Here is a 19,900-nt window from a genome sequence, read left to right as displayed (position 1 = left end):
ATCAACTCCGGTAATCGCCGTTGATCTCCACATAGGCCTTGGTGAGGTCGCAGGTCCAGGCGGTGGCTTCGCCGCGGCCGAGACCGAGGTCGACGCGGATCGTGATCTCGTCGCCCTTCATGTAGGCGGTCGTCCTGGCCTCGTCGTAATCCGGATCGCGGGCGCCTTTGACGGCGACGCGGATGTCGCCGAACCAGATCGCGAGCTTGTCGCGCTCGGCCGGTTCGCCGGCCTTGCCGACGGCCATGACCACGCGGCCCCAATTGGCGTCCTCACCGGCCACTGCCGTCTTCACCAGGGGCGAATTGGCGATCGCCATGGCGATCCGCTTGGCCGAGGTGGCGCCCGTGGCGCCGGTCACCTTCACGGTCACGAACTTGCGCGCGCCTTCACCGTCGCGGGCGACCTGCTGGGCGAGGTCGGTCAGCAGGCTTTCCAGGGCGCCGCGGAACTCCTTCAGGCGCCTATCGCTCGGCAGGGAGATCGCCGGCGCGCCCTTGGCGGCGGCCGCGCCGGTCGCGAAGAAGAGCAGGGTGTCGGACGTGGATGTGTCGCTGTCCACGGTCACGCAATTGAAACTCTTGTCGGCGCCCTTCTTCAGGAGCGCCTGCAGCACCGAGGCGGCGATGGGCGCGTCGGTGAAGATGAAGGACAACATGGTCGCCATGTCGGGCGCGATCATGCCCGCGCCCTTGGCGATCCCGTTGATCGTCACCTCGACGCCACCGATGGTGGCCGTGCGGGTCGCCACCTTGGGGAAGGTGTCGGTGGTCATGATCGCCTTGGCGGCATCGAGCCAGGCCGTGGGCTTCGCCTTCTTCTCGCAGGCTGTGAGCACGTTCTCGAACTTCGTCGCATCGAGCGGCTCGCCGATCACGCCCGTGGAGGCGATAAAAACCTGGGACGCCCGGCAGCCTGCCGCCTCGGCGGCGATGTCGGCCGTGAGCTTGACCGCTTCAGCGCCCTTTTTGCCCGTGAAGGCATTGGCATTGCCGGAGTTGACCACAAGCGCCCGGGCTGTGCCCTTGGCCAGATTCTTACGGCACCAATCGACGGGCGCCGAAGGGCATTTGGAACGGGTGAAGACCCCCGCCACGGTCGTGTCCTTGGGCAGCGTCACATACAGAACGTCGGTTCGGTTCTTGTACCGGATGCCGGCCTCCGCCGTCGCAATCCTGACGCCGTCGATGGCGGGAAGCGCCGGAAACGATTTGGGCGCGAGGGGAGACACGGACTTGGACATGGAGAAGGTCTCAGGGTGAGCGTATGGAATACCGTTTAGGAAAGGCGACCTGTGGTTTTTTAAGGCTTTTTGTCAAGTCAAAGCTGCAAGGGCGTGACCGGCCTGGGCACGGAACGCCGGGAGTGTGTCCTCGTTGACCCGGTCTGCAAGCGATGGAGGCTTTGATGATGGGCGAACACCCCAAGACTCAACCCCAGGAGCGCCCACGCAGCGATCTCGATGTCGATCCGAGCCGGATGGGGCGGCACAACAAGTGACATTGGTTAGGCTCCTCACCTCCTTCACGTCATCACCGGCCTTGCGCCGGTGACCCGACTTATTGAGGCGCAGCGCTTCACCTCATCGGGACGGTCGGGACAAGCCCGGCCATGACGTAGTGGGAGAGCATCCAGAAACCAAAAAGGGCGGCCCTGAGGCCGCCCTTTGAACCTCAATAGAACCAAAACCTTAGGGCTGCTTCTGCTCGACGAGATTGCCCTTGTCGTCCAGGCGCTCGATCTTGGCGCTCTTGCGCAGGCCCATGATCAGGTCCTGCTGGGCCTTGCGGGCGAGGTACGTCTCGACCTGGTCCTTGGTTTCCTCGAAGGACGGGGCCGGCTTGGTGCGCTTCTCCTCGACCTTGATTACGTGCCAGCCGAACTGGCTCTTCACCGGATCGGAGATCTGGCCGGGCTCGAGCTTGAAGGCGGCTTCGGCGAAGGGCTCGACCATGCGGTCCTTGGTGAAGAAGCCCAGGTCGCCGCCATCGGTCTTGGAGCCCGGGTCCTTCGAGACCTCTCCGGCCACCTTGGCGAAATCCTCGCCGCCCTTCACGCGGACCGCGATCTTCTTGGCCTCGTCCTCGTTCTCGACCAGGATATGGCGGGCGCGGACCTCCTGCTCGGCCGGCACGCTCTTGACCGTTTCGTCATAGAGCTTGCGGGCGGCCTCGGGGGTCACAGCCTTCTTGGATTCCTGGTCGAGATACTCGTCGAGCAGGGTCTTGTCCCGGTTATAGGCGAGCTTGCGGGCGAATTCGGCGCCGCTGCCGACCTTGGCCGCCTCGGCGGCCTTCGCGCCGAGCTTCAGGTCGATCATGTAGCCGGTCAGCAGTTCGCGCTTCTGCTCCTCGGGCACGTTCGGCATCTGGAGAGCCGGATCCTCGGACGCGATGGCGAGATCCCCTTCCGTAATCTCGACTCCGTTGACGCGGGCGATCACCTTGGCGGGATCGACGGCCGGGACGGCAGCCGGGGAGGTCGCAGGCGCGGCCGGGGTCGCAGGAGGGGTCTGGGCGAGGGCAGCCCCGGCCATGAGCGGCATGGCGACGCCGAGGGTCAGAAGGCTCTTACGGAACGTGAATGAGCGAGACATGTGGATTCCTCTGGTGAGCGTGATCGCCCACGGACAGCGACGATCAGATGGCCGAATGTGTTTACGTTTGCAAGTGATGGCATATTTATGTCACAGCAGCGCCGCTCGCGGGGTCTTGAAGGGGCCTCCGGGCCGCTCGGGACTGCGCTACTAAAGTCATGGTCTTTAAGATGCGCTCCGGCGTAATTAGGTCTATAAGGCGGCGCAAACGCTCCATTCTCCTGCATTCTGGAATTTCGAAGGCTCTCGATGTTCGGTTCTCTCGCGAAGAAAATCTTCGGCTCGGTCAATGAACGCCGTCTGAAGTCCTATCGGCCGAAGGTAGCGGCCATCAACGCGATGGAGGCCGAGCTGGAGGCCCTGTCCGACGAGCAGCTCCGTGCCCGCACCGAGGACTTCAAGGCCCAGCTCGCCGCCGGCAAGACCCTGGACGATATCCTGGTGCCCGCCTTCGCCACGGTCCGCGAGGCGGCCAAGCGCACCCTCGGCCAGCGGCATTTCGACGTGCAGCTTATCGGCGGCATGGTGCTCCACGAGGGCTCGATCGCCGAAATGCGCACGGGCGAGGGCAAGACCCTGGTGGCGACCCTGCCGGTCTATCTGAACGCCCTTGCCGGCAAGGGCGTCCACGTAGTGACGGTCAACGACTACCTCGCCCGCCGCGACTCCGAGTGGATGGGCCAGATCTACCGCTTCCTGGGCCTTTCGGTCGGGGTGATCGTCCACGGCCTCGACGATGTCGAGCGCGCCGCCGCCTATGCGGCCGACATCACCTACGGGACCAACAACGAATACGGCTTCGACTACCTCCGCGACAACATGAAGTACGAGATGGCGCAGATGGTCCAGCGGGGCCACAACTTCGCCATCGTGGACGAGGTGGACTCGATCCTCGTCGACGAGGCCCGGACCCCGCTTATCATCTCCGGCCCCCTCGACGACCGCTCCGAGCTCTACAACGCCATCGACGTGGTGATCCCGCGCCTGAACAAGAGCGATTACGAGCTCGACGAGAAGCAGCGTTCCGTGGCGCTGACGGAAGAGGGCACCGAGAAGATCGAGGCGCTGCTGCGGGAGATCGGCCTGCTCAAGGAGGGCGATCTCTACGACGCCCAGAACGCCACCCTGGTCCACCACATGAACCAGGCCCTGCGCGCCCATACCCTGTTCCAGCGCGACAAGGACTACATCGTCCGCAACGGCGAGGTGGTGATCATCGACGAGTTCACCGGCCGCATGATGCAGGGCCGCCGCTATTCGGAAGGCCTGCACCAGGCGCTGGAGGCCAAGGAGAAGGTTCAGGTCCAGCCCGAGAACCAGACGCTGGCGTCCATCACCTTCCAGAACTATTTCCGCCTCTACGGCAAGCTCGGCGGCATGACCGGCACGGCCGCCACCGAGGCCGACGAGTTCCTGGAGATCTACAACCTCGAAGTGGTCGAGATCCCGACCAACCGTCCCGTTTCCCGTATCGACGACGACGACGAGGTCTACCGGACCGTCGAGGAGCGCTACAAGGCGGTCATCCGCGATATCGAGGCGGCTTCGGCCAAGGGCCAGCCGATTCTGGTCGGCACCACCTCCATCGAGAAGTCGGAGCATCTGGCCGAGCTTCTGGTCCAGGAAGGTTACAAGCTCATCGACTTCGAGAACCCGCAGGCGCTCGAACCCCTCTACCGCGACGCACGGGCGGGCCGGGGTACCAAGCACTTCGCCGTGCTCAACGCCCGCTTCCACGAGCAGGAGGCCTTCATCGTCGCTCAGGCCGGCGTGCCCGGCGCGATCACGATTGCCACCAACATGGCTGGCCGCGGCACCGATATTCAGCTCGGCGGTAACGCCAAGATGCGCATCGAGCGCGAGCTTGTCGGCATCGAGGGCGAGGAACGCGCCCGCCGCGAGAAGGAGATCCTCGACGAGGTCGTGGCCTTCAAGGAGCGTGCGCTTGCCGCCGGCGGCCTTTACGTGCTCGGCACCGAGCGCCACGAATCCCGCCGCATCGATAACCAGCTGCGCGGCCGCTCCGGCCGCCAGGGCGATCCGGGCCGCTCCAAGTTCTACCTGTCCCTCCAGGACGACCTGATGCGCATCTTCGGCTCCGACCGCATGGACGGCATGCTGCAGAAGCTCGGCCTGAAGGAAGGCGAGGCCATCATCCACCCGTGGATCAACAAGGCCATCGAGCGGGCGCAGGCGAAGGTCGAGGCGCGCAACTTCGACATCCGCAAGAACATCCTGAAATACGACAATGTCATGAACGACCAGCGCAAGGTCGTGTTCGAGCAGCGCAAGGAGTTCATGGCCGAGGAGAGCGTTCGCGAGACCATCGACGACATGCGTCATGGCGTGATCGAGGACATCGTCTCCCGTGCCATCCCCGAGAACGCCTATGCGGAGCAGTGGGACGTCGAAGGCTTGAAGCAGAATGCACTCAACTTCCTCAACCTCGACCTGCCGGTCGAGGAATGGGCCAAGGAGGAAGGCATCGCCGACGACGAAATCCGCGAGCGCATCACCAAGGCGGCCGACGAGGCCTATGCCCAGCGCATCGAGGCCAACACGTCGGAGGTGATGAACTACGTGGAGAAGCAGGTTCTGCTGCAGAGCCTGGATCACCTCTGGCGCGAGCACCTCGTGACCCTCGACCACCTGCGGCAGGTCATCGGCTGGCGCGGCCTGGCCCAGCGCGATCCGCTGAACGAGTACAAGTCCGAGGCGTTCGAGCTGTTCAACGGCCTGATCGGCCATCTGCGCGAGCAGGTGACGGGCCAGCTTATGCGCATCCAGGTGGTCTTCCAGCAGCCGGAGCCGCAGGGCCTCCCGCCCATGTTCGCCCAGCATCTCGATCCGGCTACCGGCGAGAACGAGTTCGACATGCCCCAGGGCTCGGCCTTCGGTGAGGGCGGAGCCCTCGGCTATGCGGCAACGTCCGTGGATCCGTCTACGGGCGCTCAGCGCGACCCGAACAATCCCTCCACCTGGGGCCGGGTCAGCCGCAACGAGCCCTGCCCCTGCGGCTCGGGCAAGAAGTTCAAGCACTGCCACGGGCAGTTCGTGGCGTAAGTAAAACGCTAAAGATGACGTGAGAAAGCCCGCCCAATCCGGTGGGCTTTTTCTTTGAACCACCTTGGCCCTGAGGCACCTTTCTACCTCCGTTGCGCCAGCAGATCTCGCCGGCGGCAAGGGGTAGAATGGGCGCAACTCACGTGCCACGGCTCCGGGCGGTGCCCGGTCGGGCGCGACCGCTGCCGAACCGAAGGAGAGGGCCATGTCTCATGTCGGAAGCTGTTTCTGCGGTGCCGTCCAGGTAGAGGTCAGCGGGTCGCCGGAGGCCATGGGCTATTGCCATTGCCAATCCTGCCGCTCGTGGTCCGGTGGACCCGTGAATGCCTTCAGCCTGTGGAAGCCCGAGGCCGTGCGGGTCACCTCCGGCGCCGAGCATCTCGCGACGTTCGAGAAAACCCCGTTCAGCCAGCGGCAATACTGCTCAAAATGCGGCGGACACCTGATGGCCAACCATCCGACGATCGGGCTCGTCGACGTGTTCGCCGCGACGATCCCGACCCTCGACTTCGTTCCCGCCGTCCATCTCAATTATGCGGAGACGGTGCTGCCTATGCGGGATGGGCTGCCGAAGATGAAGGACTTTCCGGCCGAAGTCGGCGGATCCGGCGAGACGATGGCCGAGTGAGAAACCGGGAGCCGAACGTTTAGAGTTCATGGCCGACGGAGCTGTCGGGCGTGTGCGGTGAGGGGGCGATGTCGTCCCACAGGCTTTCGCTCGTGTCGCAATCGGTTTTCGATGCGCTTCCCACAGGCTGAACCAGACCGATGGTTTCGGACGTGTCCGCGATCTCATGGACGATCTTGGCGCGCGTCTCGGTCAGGAACTGCCCGCGGTCCCGCACCGGCACCATGAACGCGCTCACGCCACCGATCACGCAATCACGGTAATAGGCGTCGAGCATCGCGTCCTCCCGCCGGTCGGTGCGATGAAGCATGATGGGAAGGCCGTTGATCGTGATGCCACGCGCCACCGCCCGGTCGCGTGCCTCCGTGACCAGGGGCCCCTGGTTGTTGGAGCCGTCGCCCGAAATATCGATCACGCGCCGTCCGGGCAGGAAGGGCCCGAAGGAGAATAGAGCCAAGCTGAAGTCGATGGCTTCCGAGATCGAGGTTCCGGCCTCCCGGCGGATGGGGGCGTGGGCCAGCCGTTCGGCAAAGGCGAAGCTGTCCGACGGACTTTCCAGAACGGTCCAGGGCACCATGACGTTCTGGACATGCGGGTGCGCACCGGCCCATTCCACATACGTGACGGCAATGCGCCCCAGCATCCCGCTGCGGATGGCCTGGTGCACCATTCCCGAACGGAAGGCCTCCACATAGCCCTGCCGCTGCAGGGTCTGCTCGTCCGGGTCCATGGAGGTGGAGATGTCGACGGCCAGCACGAGGGCGACGTCGACCTCGTCGGGCGCCCGATGCCAGGCCGGAGCGACGCTCAGAAGCCCCGCCACGAGAACGGGGAGCAACCATGAAGTCTCGGGACACCGCATGGCGATCCCCCTTCGAACATCGGACCCAAAAGTGGATCTGCACTTTTGGGGTTGATCCGATGCGCTGGATCGAAGATCCCGGCCCCCTCGGATCTTCGGATGTTACGTCAGCTTTCCTTGCGGCGATAGGATTCGTGACAGCCGCCGCAGTTCTGGCCGACCCGCTGGATCACGGCCTGCAGGCCGGCCTGATCCGTAAATCCCGCCTGTGCTGCCTTGGCATCCTGCTCGAGCTTGGCCGCACGGGCGTCGAAATCCGCCTTCCGTTGCCAGATCGCAGGAAGCGCATCGGTCTTGCCGCGATCCGAGCCCGCCGGGAAAAGCCCGGGGATCTGCTGCGCGTTCTGGGAAATTCTCTGGAAGGCCGCCTGGGCGGTGGCCGCATTGAACGGGACCTGTCCCCGGGCCATGCCAGTGAGAGCGCGGACCTGTTCCTGATTGTTCTTCATCAGGTTCTGGCGCTGGACGACCGGGTCGTTGGATTGGGCGAGCACTCCGAGCCCGCTGGCGATCAGCACGGTGACTGCAGCAATGACGGTCCTTCGCATGGCGACCATCCTTTCTCCTCAATGACAGGATGTCTTCGCGCCCTGGACCAAGCCATAGGAAAAGAGGATTAGACGCGGCTATTCGGCTGAACAGTCCAATCCTAGCCTCTGACATTTTGCCCGAGCCTGGGTGCTCGCCCCCGGGCGCGAGCCATGCCATAAGGCCGCAGCAACTCCTCCAGAGCATCGCGACCGGCAGTGGAATTCACTTCCGGATCCATTCGATGCTCTTTTCCCTTTGAAGCGCGCATCGTTCGGAGCGGAAGACCGGGACCTCTTTCCGCACGATGCGCCAGGCCTGACGATTTATGATTCGCGTCGAGAACATCAGTAAGCAGAACAGCCACAGGATTCTCTTCATCGAGGCTTCTGGAACCCTTCAGAAGGGCGAGAAGATCGGCCTGGTGGGTCCGAACGGCGCGGGCAAGACGACGCTCTTCCGGATGATCAACAAGGAGGAGCTGCCCGACGAGGGGCAGGTTTCCGTCGATCGCGGCGTGACCATCGGCTATTTCAGCCAGGATGTGGGCGAGATGGCCGGCCGCAGCGCCGTCGCCGAGGTGATGGAGGGCGCAGGCCCGGTCAGCGCCGTAGCGGCCGAGTTGCGGGAGCTGGAAGCCGCCATGGTGGACCCGGACAAGGCGGACGATCTCGACCGCATCATCGAGCGCTATGGCGAGGTGCAGGCACGCTACGAGGAGCTGGATGGCTATTCCCTCGAGGGGAGAGCGCGCGAGGTGCTGGCCGGGCTGGGCTTCAGCCAGGAGATGATGGACGGCGACGTGGGAGCCTTGTCGGGCGGTTGGAAGATGCGCGTCGCGCTTGGCCGCATCCTCCTGATGCGACCGGACGTGATGCTCCTCGACGAGCCGAGCAACCACCTGGATCTCGAGAGCATCATCTGGCTGGAGGAGTTCCTGAAAGGCTACGATGGTGCGCTGCTCATGACCTCGCACGACCGCGCCTTCATGAACCGCATCGTCAACAAGATCATGGAGATCGACGGCGGCTCACTCACCACCTATTCCGGCGACTACGAATTCTACGAGCAGCAGCGGGCGCTCAACGAGAAGCAGCAGCAGGCCCAGTTCGAGCGCCAGCAGGCCATGCTCGCCAAGGAGATCAAGTTCATCGAGCGCTTCAAGGCGCGGGCCTCCCACGCGGCCCAGGTGCAGAGCCGGGTCAAAAAGCTGGAGAAGATCGACCGGGTCGAGCCGCCGAAGCGCCGCCAGGCAGTGGCCTTCGACTTCCTGCCCGCTCCGCGCTCCGGGGACGACGTGGTCAGCCTGAAGGGCGTGCACAAGCGCTATGGCAGCCGCACCATCTATGAGGGACTGGATTTCGCCGTGCGCCGCAAGGAGCGCTGGTGCGTCATGGGCGTCAACGGCGCCGGCAAGTCGACCCTGCTGAAGCTGGTGGCGGGCTCCGCGACGCCCGATGACGGGGCGGTCACGGTCGGCGCGAGCGTGAAGATGGGCTATTTCGCCCAGCATGCCATGGAGGTCCTCGAAGGCGACCGCACGGTGTTCGAATTTCTGGAGGATTCGTTCCCGCAGGCCGGGCAGGGATCGCTTCGCACGCTCGCCGGCTGCTTCGGCTTCTCCGGCGACGACGCGGAGAAGAAATGCCGCGTGCTCTCCGGCGGCGAGAAGGCGCGCCTCGTCATGGCCAAGATGCTCTATGACCCGCCGAACTTCCTGGTTCTCGACGAGCCCACGAACCATCTCGACATGGCCACGAAGGAGATGCTGATCGAGGCCCTGTCGAAATACGAAGGCACCATGCTCTTCGTCTCCCACGACCGTCACTTCCTGGCCGCCCTGTCCAATCGCGTGCTCGAGCTCACGCCGGACGGCATCCATCAATATGGCGGCGGCTACACCGAGTATGTGGCACGCACCGGCCAGGAGGCCCCTGGTCTGCGCCACTGAGCAGGCTCAGAAGAGTGAAACAAAAAGCCCGGCCAGCGTGCCGGGCTTTTTGTTGATGTCGCTACGTCAGCTTTAGGCAAGCATCGTCGTGAATAAGGCAAGGACACGACAACCTTTTTGGAACAGGACCCTGCCGAAGGGTCCGATCCGCAACCCTTTCTCAGTTCGGGCCGAAACATCATGGCATTGAATACCTCCCTTCCGGTGCTCATCGTGGACGATTACCAGACGATGCTGCGCATCATCCGCAATCTCCTCAAGCAGATCGGCTTCACCGATGTCGACGAGGCCAAGGACGGTTCGGAAGCCCTGGGCAAGCTCAAGGAGAAGAAATACGGGCTCGTGATCTCCGATTGGAACATGGCGCCGATGACCGGATTCGAGCTGCTTCAGAAGGTTCGCGCCGACGCGGAGCTGAATGCCCTTCCCTTCATCATGATCACCGCCGAGGCCAAGACCGAGAACGTCGTGGCGGCCAAGCAGGCGGGCGTGAACAACTACATCGTGAAGCCCTTCAACGCGGAGACCCTGCGCTCGAAGATCGCCGCGGTGCTGGGCGAGTAGCCGCCATGCGCCTTCCGCCACCCGTCTCTTTCGACCCTTTGAGCCTGGACCTGTTGGCTCAGTCCCGCGAGAGCATCGCCGCCCGGCGGCATGCGGAGCTCATGCGGGGCATGGCGGCCATTCATGCGGCACTCGAGCCCAACAGCGGGGCTTCCAAGGCTCTCCTGGATCAGATCCGTACCGATCTGCGCGAGGCGCTCAGGCTCAAGGAAGAGCTCGACGCCATCACGGAATCGATCCAGCGCACGAAGCGGGAGATCGCAACCCTGCATTCCCACACGCCGGGCGGGCAGGTGACCAGCGTCACGGATGAATTGGGCGCCGTTGTCTCCGGTACGGAAGCGGCCACCAACAGCATCCTGGCAGCCGCCGAGGAGATCGACGAGATCTCCGGAACGCTTTCCTCGCGCCTGTCCGGCGAGGAGGCTGCGATGACCCAACGGATCTCCGACAAGGTGATCACGATCTTCGAGGCGTGCAATTTCCAGGACATCACCGGTCAGCGCATCAGCAAGGTCGTCGGTTCGATGAAGTTCATCGAGGAGCGCGTGACCCAGATGGCGCATATCTGGGGCGGTCTCGAAAGCTTCAACGACGTGGACGCCTTCCAGATGCCGGACCGTGAAGGGGACGAGGCCCTGCTGAACGGGCCGGCCCTCGACGGCGACCCGAACCGCACCTCCCAGGATGCCATCGACGCCCTGTTCGGCTGATCGGGCCTGCACCGCGAAAGCAGTCAAAGCCCGGCCATCGTGCCGGGCTTTTTGCCGTTGGTCACTGCCGGAGGAGGGTGAGGTCGGTCGTGGCGCGGAGGGGGCCGTTCGTGCCGATGCGGTCCGTGACGACGATCCGGAAGCTGCCCGCATCGAGGCTGGCCACGCGCATCCGAGCCGTCGTGTCGCCATAGAGGGGCCGCGGCCATTCGATGGCCAGGTCGAAATCCTTTCCCACCTGACGGCCCTTGAGCAGGGCCGTCCCGACCCGCGAGCCCGTATACGTGCCTGTGACCTGACCGGACCGGGGATCCCATGACAGGCGGGCGCTGACCGATCTCGCCATGATCAGGTAAGCCCGGCACGTGCCCTGGAGCGAGAGATCCGTCGATCCCTGCTGATGGATCGTGAAGCTGCAACTGACCCGATGGGAGCTGGCGTCCGGCCCTTCCAGGATGGTGCCTGTCGCGGAGAAGGATCCGGCGTAGAGGTCGAAAGCAGCCGGCGCGGCGGCCGCGTCCCCGGTCGCGGCACAGGCCAGGAGAATGGCGCCATAGGCTCGGCGGGACGAAAGGTCATGCATCGATGCCTCCCTTGGGTCCGGCGCTCCGGCGCATCTGTGGGTTCCGCTCGACGCGCTCAGCCGGTCCTATTCAACCGCCGATCCGCGCTTTCGCTCCGGAGCGGCGTGACGTCCCAGCAGCATAAACAAAAAGCCCGCCGGTGAGGCGGGCTCTTGCGTCTTATATCGGAAGGAGCGGTTCAGTTGGCGGCTGCCACATTGACCCCGGTGGAAGCCTGCGCCCTCTTCTGCGGCACGGCTTTCATCGCCGGTGCCGCCGCCTTGAGGGGAGCCGGAGCGACCTGGACCGTCGCGGCCACGGGCTGTGCGTCCGAGGTGCTGAACAGGTCGGTCACGCCGCTGAACATCTTCTTGTAGAAGGGCGTCTCCTGCGCGGAGGACGCCGCAGCAGCGGTTGCGACCGGCGCGGTCTGCTGGGTCACTGCCACGCGGCTTTCGGCCTGACTGCGCTCAGGCCGCGAGGCGGGCACCTCCCTCATCGACGCGAAGGCGAGCGCGGTCGACGGCGTGTCGATCTTCTCGCGGCCGCTGTCGTCGAGCGCGATCTGCTGCGGACCCGAAGAAATGCCCTCGGTGCGGCTCACGAAACCGAGCTTGCTGTCGGACACGCCCGAGGCGCTGGCCAGGGCGGCGCGGAAGGATTCGTGCGTATCGCCGTCGTTGTAGACGAGCTTGATCGGCTTTTCGCCCTTGGCGACCAGCTCGGCCACCTCCTGCTCGTCGTGCCGCTGCTTCTGCGCCACGGAGGCCATCGTGCTCTCATCCACGTTGAAGGTGTAGCGGTGGTTGGCGACGGCTACGCGCAGCTCTTCCTTCGACACATCGAACGTGTCGGAGCCTTCCTTCAGGTTCTTCCAGAAGCCGATATTCGGGTCGAGCCGGTGCTTGGCCAGGTTCTCGGCCGTCATCCGGAACGGATAGGACTGGAACTGGAAGCCCCGCTGACCGGCGCCGAGGGCCTCGCGGGCGATGGCGTAGATCTCGGCGATGTTCTGGTCCGTCATGGCGAAGCAGCCGCGCGAGGAACACGCGCCGTGAACCATGATGTCGCCGCCGTTACGGCCGAAGGATCGGTCGTATGCGTTCGGATAGCCGGTATCGAACGACAGGTAATAGGCCGAGTTCGGGTTCATCTGGGCCGGGGTGACCGTGTAGAAGCCCTCCGGCACCTGGCGGTCGCCTTCGCGGGTCTTGGGGCCGAGCTGGCCCGACCAGCGGCAAATGGGGTAGGTCTTGAGGAGCGCATACTTCCCGTTGGAGCCGCGCTTCCAGACCTCCAGCTCCGATTCCTTCTTATAGGCCCGGACCAGGATAGGGTCTTCCTTGGACATGCCCTTGGTCGACATCAACGCCATCGTGGCAGGCGGAATCGGCACAAGGTGTCGTGTGGAGCTACGGGAAAACTGGTCGTCCTGACAGGCGGCAAGCGCGAGCACCAGGCTCGCGGCCAATGCAAAACGCTTCATCATGGGGGACCCCGCAATTTTTGATCTGCCGGCGTCTGTGCCGGTCAGTTCCCCTTCAACCCCTAAATCGTTAGCCTTAACTGGCCCTTACTGCAAGCGGTGCCGTAACGGAGTTATGCTGAATCGGAGGTAAAAGACCCGGTTGCGAGAGGTTTCGGCACCGCTCATCGGAGAGACGAATGTCTCTTCCGGGGTAAAGGAGGGGCGGATCCGCCAGAGGAACCCGCCCGAGGGTCGGGCGAGCCCTGACGAGAAGGCAGCTTCAGAGCTTGCGGCCGATATTGAGGAACTTGTCGGCGCGGTGGTCGCGGATCTCGGCCGGGCCCATATTGTCGAGGTCGTGCAGGGCTTCCTCGATGGCGTTGCCGGTGGCCTGGATGGCCGCCTGCGGATCCCGGTGGGCGCCGCCCACGGGCTCCGTGACGATGCTGTCGATGATACCGAGCCGCAGGAGATCCTGGGCCGTGATCTTCATGTTGGTGGCCGCGTCCTGGGCGCGGGCCGCGTCGCGCCAGAGGATCGAAGCCGCGCCTTCCGGGGAGATCACGCTGTAGATGGCGTGCTCCAGCATCAGCACCTTGTTGGCCGTGGCGATGGCGATGGCGCCGCCCGAACCGCCTTCGCCGATGACGACGGAGACGTTCGGCACGCCGAGGGCCAGTTGCATCTCGGTCGAGCGGGCGATGGCCTCGGCCTGTCCGCGCTCCTCCGCCTCGATGCCGGGATAGGCTCCGGCGGTGTCCACGAAGGAAATAACCGGCAGGTTGAACCGGTCGGCCATTTCCATCAGGCGCACGGCCTTGCGGTAGCCCTCCGGGCGGGCCATGCCGAAATTGTGCCGGATGCGCGTCTCGGTGTTGTAGCCTTTTTCCTGGCCCATCACGCAGACGGGCTGGCCGCGGAAGCGGCCGAAGCCGCCGACGATGGCCTCGTCCTCGGCGAATTTGCGGTCGCCGGCGAGCGGGGTGAACTCGGTGATGAGACCGGCGCAGTAATCGACGAAATGCGGACGCTGGGGATGGCGCGCGACCAGGGTCTTCTGCCAGGGCGTGAGCTTGGCATAGAGCTCCTTCAGGGCGTCGGCCGCCTTGACCTCCAGGCGCGAGATGTCGTCGGTGATGGAGACGGCGTCCCGGTTCTCACCGAGAGCCCGGAGCTCCTCGACCTTGGCTTCCAGCTCGGCGACGGGCTTTTCGAAATCGAGATAACTGCGCATCAGACTCTATGAACATGAAGGCCGGCGTGACCGGATAGCCCTGCCGAAGCGGGCCGGACACTGGCGTTTTGGAGGACTCAAGTCAAGTTGAGCCTGGAGCATCGGACCCAAAAGTGGGCCCACTTTTGGGTCCGATGCTCAGTTTTTAAACTGCGCATCGTACAGGTCGGAAAACCGGGGCCACTTTTCCGCACGATGCGCTGAACTTACTCCTGTAAAACCCGGCGGAATCAAGGACGGCGACGCCATTCGCGAGGCAGGGGCGGCCGGAGCCGGGACGAAAACCGGTGAGAGGCGCCGGGAGCGGCGCACCGCATGGACGGCTCCCGGCCGGTAGAGCTGCTTCGTCGCCTCCACGATGTGAAGGCCCGCGAACGGCAGCGAAAACCTGGCGCCGACCTGTTCCCAGGCCTGGGCGCTCTGGAGCAGGAGGCGGTTGCGCAAGGGCGGGACATAGAGGGTTTCGGCCCAGCCCTCGGGGGAGAACCAGGTCTGGCGCATGAGGCTTTTGAGCTGCGAGCGGCTGTAGGGCTGCCCGTAGCCGAAGGGGGTCGTGTCCATGCGTGCCCACAGGCCGCGCCGGTTGGGGGCCACCAGAATGATCCGCCCGCCCGGGGTGAGGATGCGCCAGATCTCATGCAGAAGCTCGCTCGGGCTCTCCACCGTCTCCAGGGCATGAACCACGAGGACGCGGTCGATGGAGGCATCGGGCAGGGGCATCATCAGCGGGTCGACGAGCGCCGAGGCCGAGGCGCCGGATTTGGGCCAGTTCACCACCCCCTGGTTCGCCGGCATGAAGGCCAGCGTCCGCTCGCTTTCGTCCTTCACGGCCGAGAGATAGGGCGGCGCATAGCCGAGGCCGAGCACGCGCAGGCCCGTGAGCGGGCCCCAGAACCGGTCGATGGCGCGTCCGACGAATCGGCGCGTCACGGCTCCCAACGGGCTGGCGTAGAAGCCGCGCAGATCGGTAATGTCGATGCTCATGCCCTCAACAGGATGCCTCTCGACCCGGACCGGCAAGCGATTGCGGATCCGGGTCTGGTTTCACGCGCCGACTGTTCCATGATAGCTCAGAGCACATCAAGACGAGGTGCCTCGATGTCCGCCCAGATCCACGCCTTTCTCTGCCTCCAGGACAATATCGGTGTTCTGGTCCACGATCCCAATACGGGGGCCTGCGCGGCCATCGACGCGCCGGACGAGGGGGCGATCCTGGAGGCTCTCGCCCGGACCGGCTGGCAGCTCACCGACATCCTCGTCACGCACCGCCATGCCGATCACGTGCAGGCCGTGGAGCCGTTGAAGCGCCGCACGGGCTGCCGGGTCGTGGCTTCGGCCAAGGCGCGCGAGGCGGTCCCGTCCGCCGATACCTATGTGCGCGAGGGCGATACGGTGCATGTGGGCGGCCTGCAGGCGCATGTCTGGGAGACGCCGGGCCATTGCCTGGACCACGTCTCCTACTGGTTCGCGGAGGATCGGGCACTGTTTGCGGGCGACACCCTGTTCACCCTTGGCTGCGGGCGCATGTTCGAGGGAACCTACGCGGAATTCTGGGCCACGCTGCAGCGTCTCGCCTCCCTGCCGGACGAGGCGCGGGTCTATTGCGGGCACGATTACACGCTGTCCAATGCACGCTTCGCGCTCGCCGCCGATCAGGATAACGGGGCCCTGAAGACGCGGACGGCGGAAGCCGAGAAGGCCAAGACCGAGGGTCGTTTCCTCGTGCCGACGACCATCGGTCGGGAGAAAGCCACAAACCCGTTTTTGCGGGCCGGGGAGCCTGAGCTCGCGAAATCCGTTCATAAGGAAGGAGCGGCGCCCGTGGAGGTGTTTCAGGCCTTGCGCGAGTGGAAGAACAGGTTCTGATGAGGGCATGACCTTGCAGGAGCCGACAGCCTCATGAACGATCACAGCCTCATCATCGGACTCGAGAGCCGTCTCCTGAACGCCTGGCCCTCGTTCGATTATCAGCTCTACGACGGCTGGGTCCTCCGGCTGGCGAACGGCTATTCGAAGCGGGCCAATTCGGCGACGCCCTTCCGGTCGGATATCGGCCTCGACGACGAGCTTCTCGATTACATGATCGCGCGCTTCGTGGAGGCCAATGTTCGTCCCACCTTCCGCCTCAACGGAATAGAGGCGCCTCAGGCGGACGAGCTGCTGAAGGAACGCGGGTTCAAGGATATCGAGCCCACGCATGTCCTTGCGGCCTCGATCCAGAGCGGCGATTGCGAGATGGACCCGGAAGTCAATATCGAGCCGCAGGCTTCGAAGCGCTGGGTGCGGGCGGCGGCGGAATCCTATGGCGGCGACAAGGCCGACGACGAGACCCTGATGAGGATCGTCTCCCGGATCCGTCAGAAGACGGCATATGCCACCCTCAGCCTCGACGAGAGGCCGGTCGCCTGGGGGCTCGGCGTGGTGGAGCGCGGCTATGTCGGCCTCTACGACATCGTTGTGGCGCCGGACCTGCGCGGAATCGGCCTGGGCCGCCGCGTGGTGGCGAGCCTCATGGCCTGGGGCTGCCGGGAGGGCGCGCATACCGCCTATCTGCAGGTGCGCGAGGAAAACGAGATCGCCCGTGCGCTCTATGGCACGCTCGGCTTCGAGACCGCCTACCGCTACACACACCGGGTCATGCCGGGACGGTCTTCTTCGGTGTGAGGGTGGCGACCAGCGCGCCGGCTACGATGAGGCCGCAGGCGAGTACGAGCGTCAGGGTCGGCTCCGCATAACCGGCAACCACCAGCAGCAGGGTCGACAGCACCGGCGTCGCATAGGAGGCGACGCCGAGGAAACGGATGTCGCCGCGCTTCATGCCGATGTCCCAGACGTAGAAGGCCGCGCCCACCGGGCCGAGGCCGAGTGCCAGAAGGGCGAGCCATTGCGTCGTCGTCTCAGGCCAGATTGTGGTCTCGAAGGCGAGGTGGCAGACGAGGCTCAGGAGCGAGGTCATGAGGCAGAAGCCCGCCACCGCATCGGTCGGCACCTGGCCGAAACGGCGGGAGAGCACCGAATAGCCGGCCCACACGAAGGCGGCCACGAAGGCGCAGATGTAGCCCGGCATGTATTCGGCGCGTGCGTCGAAGGCACCGCGCCCGGCGATCAGCACGACGACGCCGGCAAATCCGAGCAGCGCTCCCACGATATGCGCCCGCCGCAGATGCTCGCCGGGCAAAAGCGAGGAGAACAGCACGATCAGCAACGGCCAGAGATAGTTGATCAGCCCCGACTCGGCTGGAGGCGCCCAGCGCAGGGCCGCGAAGTAAAGCGCGTGATAGCCGAACAGGCCGCCGATGCCCAAGGCCCAGACGACGGGCTTCTGCCGCAGAGCCTTGAGCCCTTGAGGCCGCACGATCCAGCTCCCCACGCCGACCAGCCCGCCGACGAGGAACGTCATGGCATTGAGCTGGAACGGGGGAATCGTGCCCGTCGCCGCCGTGAACAGGGCGAGCATGGACCAGAGCAGGATGGCGATGAGGCCGATGGAGGTGGCGGTGCGAGTCGTCATGGCCGCCACTAGCATGTCTTTCTAACGGAAGCGAAGCTCAGGAACGGAATTTTCGATTTTTTGTAATTTTATCGCACTTGGTTGGCAAAAATTTCATCAAGGTTGTAAAGGGGGAGAGGCGAAGGCGCATTTGTCCGAAAGGCCATTTTCTTGAATTCTACCGGCTTAAAAGCTCATCAGGATGTTAGGGCTGCGATGATGCTCGTCTACGTTCCGAACGGGTTCGAATGCTCAGAGCCGAAACTGGAACAGGAAAGCTCAGAATATGGTGCGTGTACGATCGACCTAAGCGGTCTGGCCTTGCGCTTCCGCGTTGCCAAGATCACACCGACAAAAGTCGGGCAGTTCGTAACCTTGTGGAAGCGTATTGGAGGCGGTCCGATCCGGCCTTTCGATATGTCCGATCCGGACGATCTTTTCGTGATCAGCTGCCGTAAAGATCGGTGTTTGGGCCAGTTTGTCTTCCCAAAGTCAGTTTTGCGCGATCACGATATCGTTGCGAAGGATGGTAAAGGCGGTAAGCGCGGCATGCGCGTTTATCCACCTTGGGATCAGCCGACCAGCCGCCAAGCATTGCAAACACAGCATTGGCAACGCGATTATTTCTTAGACATCCTCGGAGATCGCCCTTTGGACAATACAAGAGCTCGGATGCTCTATGGTCTGGAGAAATGACTAATAGGTCGTGCGCCCACCGCTGAGATCGAAGGTGGCGGCCGTGGTGAAGGAGTTCTCTTCGGAGAGCATCCAGGTCACCATGGCGGCGATCTCGTGCAGTTCGGCGAAGCGGTCGCGCGGGATGCGCACACGCATGTACTCGATGAATTCCGGGGTCAGGGAATCGAGGATCTTCGTCTTGGCGGTGGTCGGTGTGATGCAGTTCACCGCGATCCCGGTTTTGGCCAGTTCCTTGCCCAGCGACTTGGTGAGCCCGATGATCCCGGCCTTGGCGGCGCTGTAGGCGGCGAGGTTCGGGTTACCCTCCTTGCCCGCGACCGATGAGATATTGACGATGCGGCCGTAATCGTTCTCCTGCATGATCGGCACGATGGAGCGGCAGCAATTGAAGGTGCCGGTCAGGTTGACCTCAACGACGCTGCGCCACTCATCGACGGAATAATCGACGAGAGGCTTGACCGGCCCCGTGATCCCGGCGCCGTTCACCAGGCCGTCGATGCGCCCGAAGGCGGCGCGGGTCTGCTGCGCGGCGTGCTCGACCGACAGGCTGTCGGAGACGTCGACGCTCACGCCGAGGCAATCTTGCGAGAGCGCGGCGGCGCTGGTCTGGGATTCGTCGAGGCGAAGATCCCAGATGGCGACCCGAGCGCCCGATTGCACGAGGCGCTCGCCGATCGCATAGCCGATGCCGCGGGCCCCTCCCGTGATCACGACGGTTTTGCCCGCCATGTCGATGCGGTTCATCCCTCACATACTCCGTGTTGCAGGCCGGATACGGCGCATCGTCCCGGGTCCGGGACGATGCCGTGCTGGTCAGGCCATGTATTGGCCGCCGTTGATGGACAGGGTCGAGCCGGTGACGAAGCCGGCTTCGTCTGCGGCCAGGAAGAGCACGCTGCGGGCGATTTCCTCCGCCTCGCCGAGACGGCCGACGGGGATGAGCGGCAGGATCTTCGACTTGAGAACCTCTTCGGGGACGGCTTTCACCATCTCGGTCGCGATATAGCCCGGCGCGATCACGTTGACCGTGACGCCCTTGTTGGCATTCTCCTGCGCCAGCGCCTTGGCGAAGCCGATCACGCCCGCTTTCGCAGCGGAATAGTTCGCCTGTCCCATCTGGCCCTTCTGGCCGTTGATGGACGAGATGATGATGATGCGCCCGAACCCGCGTTCCCGCATCCCCTCGATCACGGGGCGCGTGCAGGTGAACATGGAATCGAGGTTGGTGCGGATGACGGCGGACCACTGATCGTAGGTCATCCTGTGGAACATGCCGTCGCGGGTGATGCCCGCATTGTTGACCAGGATGTCGACCGGGCCGAGCTCGGCTTCGACGGCCTTGATGCCGCTCTCGCAGGATGCCGCATCGGAAACGTCGAACTTGAAGACCGGGATGCCGGTCTCCTGCTTGAACTGGTTGGCGGCTTCGTCATTGCCGCCGTAATTGGCGGCAACCCTGTAGCCCGCATCCTTCAAGCCTTTTGAGATCGCGGCACCGATGCCGCGGGTGCCGCCGGTGACCAATGCAACACGCGCCATGC

Annotated in this window: 19 protein-coding genes; 8 read left to right on the top strand and 11 right to left on the bottom strand. The window is 64.3% G+C overall.

Going from position 1 to position 19,900, the window contains the following annotated elements; genetic code table 11:
- Position 1: 1 nt before the first annotated feature.
- Both argJ and AB4097_RS00290 read right to left on the bottom strand, forming a co-directional pair.
- Positions 2 to 1,243, bottom strand: a complete 1,242-nt coding sequence (gene argJ, locus AB4097_RS00295; RefSeq protein ID WP_442036083.1) for a bifunctional glutamate N-acetyltransferase/amino-acid acetyltransferase ArgJ — start codon at positions 1,241 to 1,243, stop codon at positions 2 to 4.
- A 447-nt stretch (positions 1,244 to 1,690) separates the two neighbouring features.
- Positions 1,691 to 2,596: a peptidylprolyl isomerase gene (locus AB4097_RS00290; RefSeq protein ID WP_442036081.1), complete on the bottom strand. Its 906-nt coding sequence runs from the start codon at positions 2,594 to 2,596 to the stop codon at positions 1,691 to 1,693.
- Positions 2,597 to 2,845: 249 nt separating this feature from the next.
- Between AB4097_RS00290 and secA the strand changes: the two genes are divergently transcribed.
- A complete protein-coding gene (gene secA, locus AB4097_RS00285) occupies positions 2,846 to 5,659 on the top strand; it encodes a preprotein translocase subunit SecA (RefSeq protein WP_442036079.1) in 2,814 nt (937 codons plus the stop codon).
- A gap of 205 nt (positions 5,660 to 5,864) precedes the next feature.
- A complete protein-coding gene (locus AB4097_RS00280) occupies positions 5,865 to 6,287 on the top strand; it encodes a GFA family protein (RefSeq protein WP_442036077.1) in 423 nt (140 codons plus the stop codon).
- Positions 6,288 to 6,306: 19 nt separating this feature from the next.
- Here AB4097_RS00280 and AB4097_RS00275 read toward each other — a convergent pair whose 3' ends face one another.
- Positions 6,307 to 7,125 carry a DUF1194 domain-containing protein gene (locus AB4097_RS00275; protein WP_442036075.1) on the bottom strand — a complete coding sequence of 273 codons (819 nt, stop codon included), beginning with the start codon at positions 7,123 to 7,125 and terminating at the stop codon, positions 6,307 to 6,309.
- 131 nt (positions 7,126 to 7,256) lie between these two features.
- A complete protein-coding gene (locus AB4097_RS00270) occupies positions 7,257 to 7,697 on the bottom strand; it encodes a c-type cytochrome (protein WP_442036073.1) in 441 nt (146 codons plus the stop codon).
- A gap of 308 nt (positions 7,698 to 8,005) precedes the next feature.
- Between AB4097_RS00270 and abc-f the strand changes: the two genes are divergently transcribed.
- The 3 genes from abc-f (at position 8,006) to AB4097_RS00255 (ending at position 10,905) form a co-directional block, all read left to right on the top strand.
- Positions 8,006 to 9,628, top strand: a complete 1,623-nt coding sequence (gene abc-f / locus AB4097_RS00265; protein ID WP_442036071.1) for a ribosomal protection-like ABC-F family protein — start codon at positions 8,006 to 8,008, stop codon at positions 9,626 to 9,628.
- Between the two features lie 180 nt (positions 9,629 to 9,808).
- On the top strand, positions 9,809 to 10,192 hold the full coding sequence (locus AB4097_RS00260; protein ID WP_114943316.1) for a response regulator: 384 nt from the start codon (positions 9,809 to 9,811) through the stop codon (positions 10,190 to 10,192).
- 5 nt (positions 10,193 to 10,197) lie between these two features.
- Positions 10,198 to 10,905, top strand: a complete 708-nt coding sequence (locus AB4097_RS00255) for a protein phosphatase CheZ (RefSeq protein WP_442036069.1) — start codon at positions 10,198 to 10,200, stop codon at positions 10,903 to 10,905.
- 61 nt (positions 10,906 to 10,966) lie between these two features.
- Here AB4097_RS00255 and AB4097_RS00250 read toward each other — a convergent pair whose 3' ends face one another.
- From AB4097_RS00250 to AB4097_RS00235, 4 genes are all read right to left on the bottom strand, one after another.
- Complete coding sequence (locus tag AB4097_RS00250) at positions 10,967 to 11,488, bottom strand: hypothetical protein (protein WP_442036067.1); 522 nt, start codon at positions 11,486 to 11,488, stop codon at positions 10,967 to 10,969.
- A 179-nt stretch (positions 11,489 to 11,667) separates the two neighbouring features.
- On the bottom strand, positions 11,668 to 12,957 hold the full coding sequence (locus AB4097_RS00245) for a L,D-transpeptidase family protein (protein ID WP_442036065.1): 1,290 nt from the start codon (positions 12,955 to 12,957) through the stop codon (positions 11,668 to 11,670).
- A 259-nt stretch (positions 12,958 to 13,216) separates the two neighbouring features.
- Positions 13,217 to 14,170 carry an acetyl-CoA carboxylase carboxyltransferase subunit alpha gene (locus tag AB4097_RS00240; RefSeq protein WP_442036063.1) on the bottom strand — a complete coding sequence of 318 codons (954 nt, stop codon included), beginning with the start codon at positions 14,168 to 14,170 and terminating at the stop codon, positions 13,217 to 13,219.
- 138 nt (positions 14,171 to 14,308) lie between these two features.
- A complete protein-coding gene (locus AB4097_RS00235; RefSeq protein WP_442036061.1) occupies positions 14,309 to 15,154 on the bottom strand; it encodes a class I SAM-dependent methyltransferase in 846 nt (281 codons plus the stop codon).
- 114 nt (positions 15,155 to 15,268) lie between these two features.
- Here AB4097_RS00235 and gloB point away from each other — a divergent pair, with 114 nt between their 5' ends.
- On the top strand, positions 15,269 to 16,036 hold the full coding sequence (gene gloB / locus AB4097_RS00230; protein WP_442036059.1) for a hydroxyacylglutathione hydrolase: 768 nt from the start codon (positions 15,269 to 15,271) through the stop codon (positions 16,034 to 16,036).
- Positions 16,037 to 16,069: 33 nt separating this feature from the next.
- The gene (locus AB4097_RS00225) at positions 16,070 to 16,834 is read left to right on the top strand and encodes a GNAT family N-acetyltransferase (protein WP_442036057.1); all 765 of its coding nucleotides are present in this window, start codon (positions 16,070 to 16,072) and stop codon (positions 16,832 to 16,834) included.
- Here AB4097_RS00225 and yddG read toward each other — a convergent pair.
- Positions 16,806 to 17,681 (bottom strand): aromatic amino acid exporter YddG, encoded by an 876-nt coding sequence (yddG, locus tag AB4097_RS00220; protein WP_442036055.1) that lies wholly within the window; start codon positions 17,679 to 17,681, stop codon positions 16,806 to 16,808. The genes AB4097_RS00225 and yddG overlap by 29 nt on opposite strands.
- Positions 17,682 to 17,876: 195 nt before the next feature.
- Between yddG and AB4097_RS00215 the strand changes: the two genes are divergently transcribed.
- A complete protein-coding gene (locus AB4097_RS00215; protein WP_442036053.1) occupies positions 17,877 to 18,356 on the top strand; it encodes a MepB family protein in 480 nt (159 codons plus the stop codon).
- Here the strand turns inward: AB4097_RS00215 and AB4097_RS00210 are convergent, their stop codons facing one another.
- Positions 18,357 to 19,103 (bottom strand): SDR family NAD(P)-dependent oxidoreductase, encoded by a 747-nt coding sequence (locus AB4097_RS00210; RefSeq protein WP_442036051.1) that lies wholly within the window; start codon positions 19,101 to 19,103, stop codon positions 18,357 to 18,359.
- Positions 19,104 to 19,172: 69 nt separating this feature from the next.
- Complete coding sequence (gene phbB / locus AB4097_RS00205; RefSeq protein ID WP_442036050.1) at positions 19,173 to 19,898, bottom strand: acetoacetyl-CoA reductase; 726 nt, start codon at positions 19,896 to 19,898, stop codon at positions 19,173 to 19,175.
- Positions 19,899 to 19,900: the final 2 nt, after the last annotated feature.

The organism is Microvirga sp. 2MCAF35 (genome assembly GCF_052115545.1).
Lineage (GTDB): Bacteria > Pseudomonadota > Alphaproteobacteria > Rhizobiales > Beijerinckiaceae > Microvirga.
The sequence above is the reverse complement of the archived record's forward strand: the minus strand, read 5'-3'. Positions and strand labels throughout refer to the sequence as shown.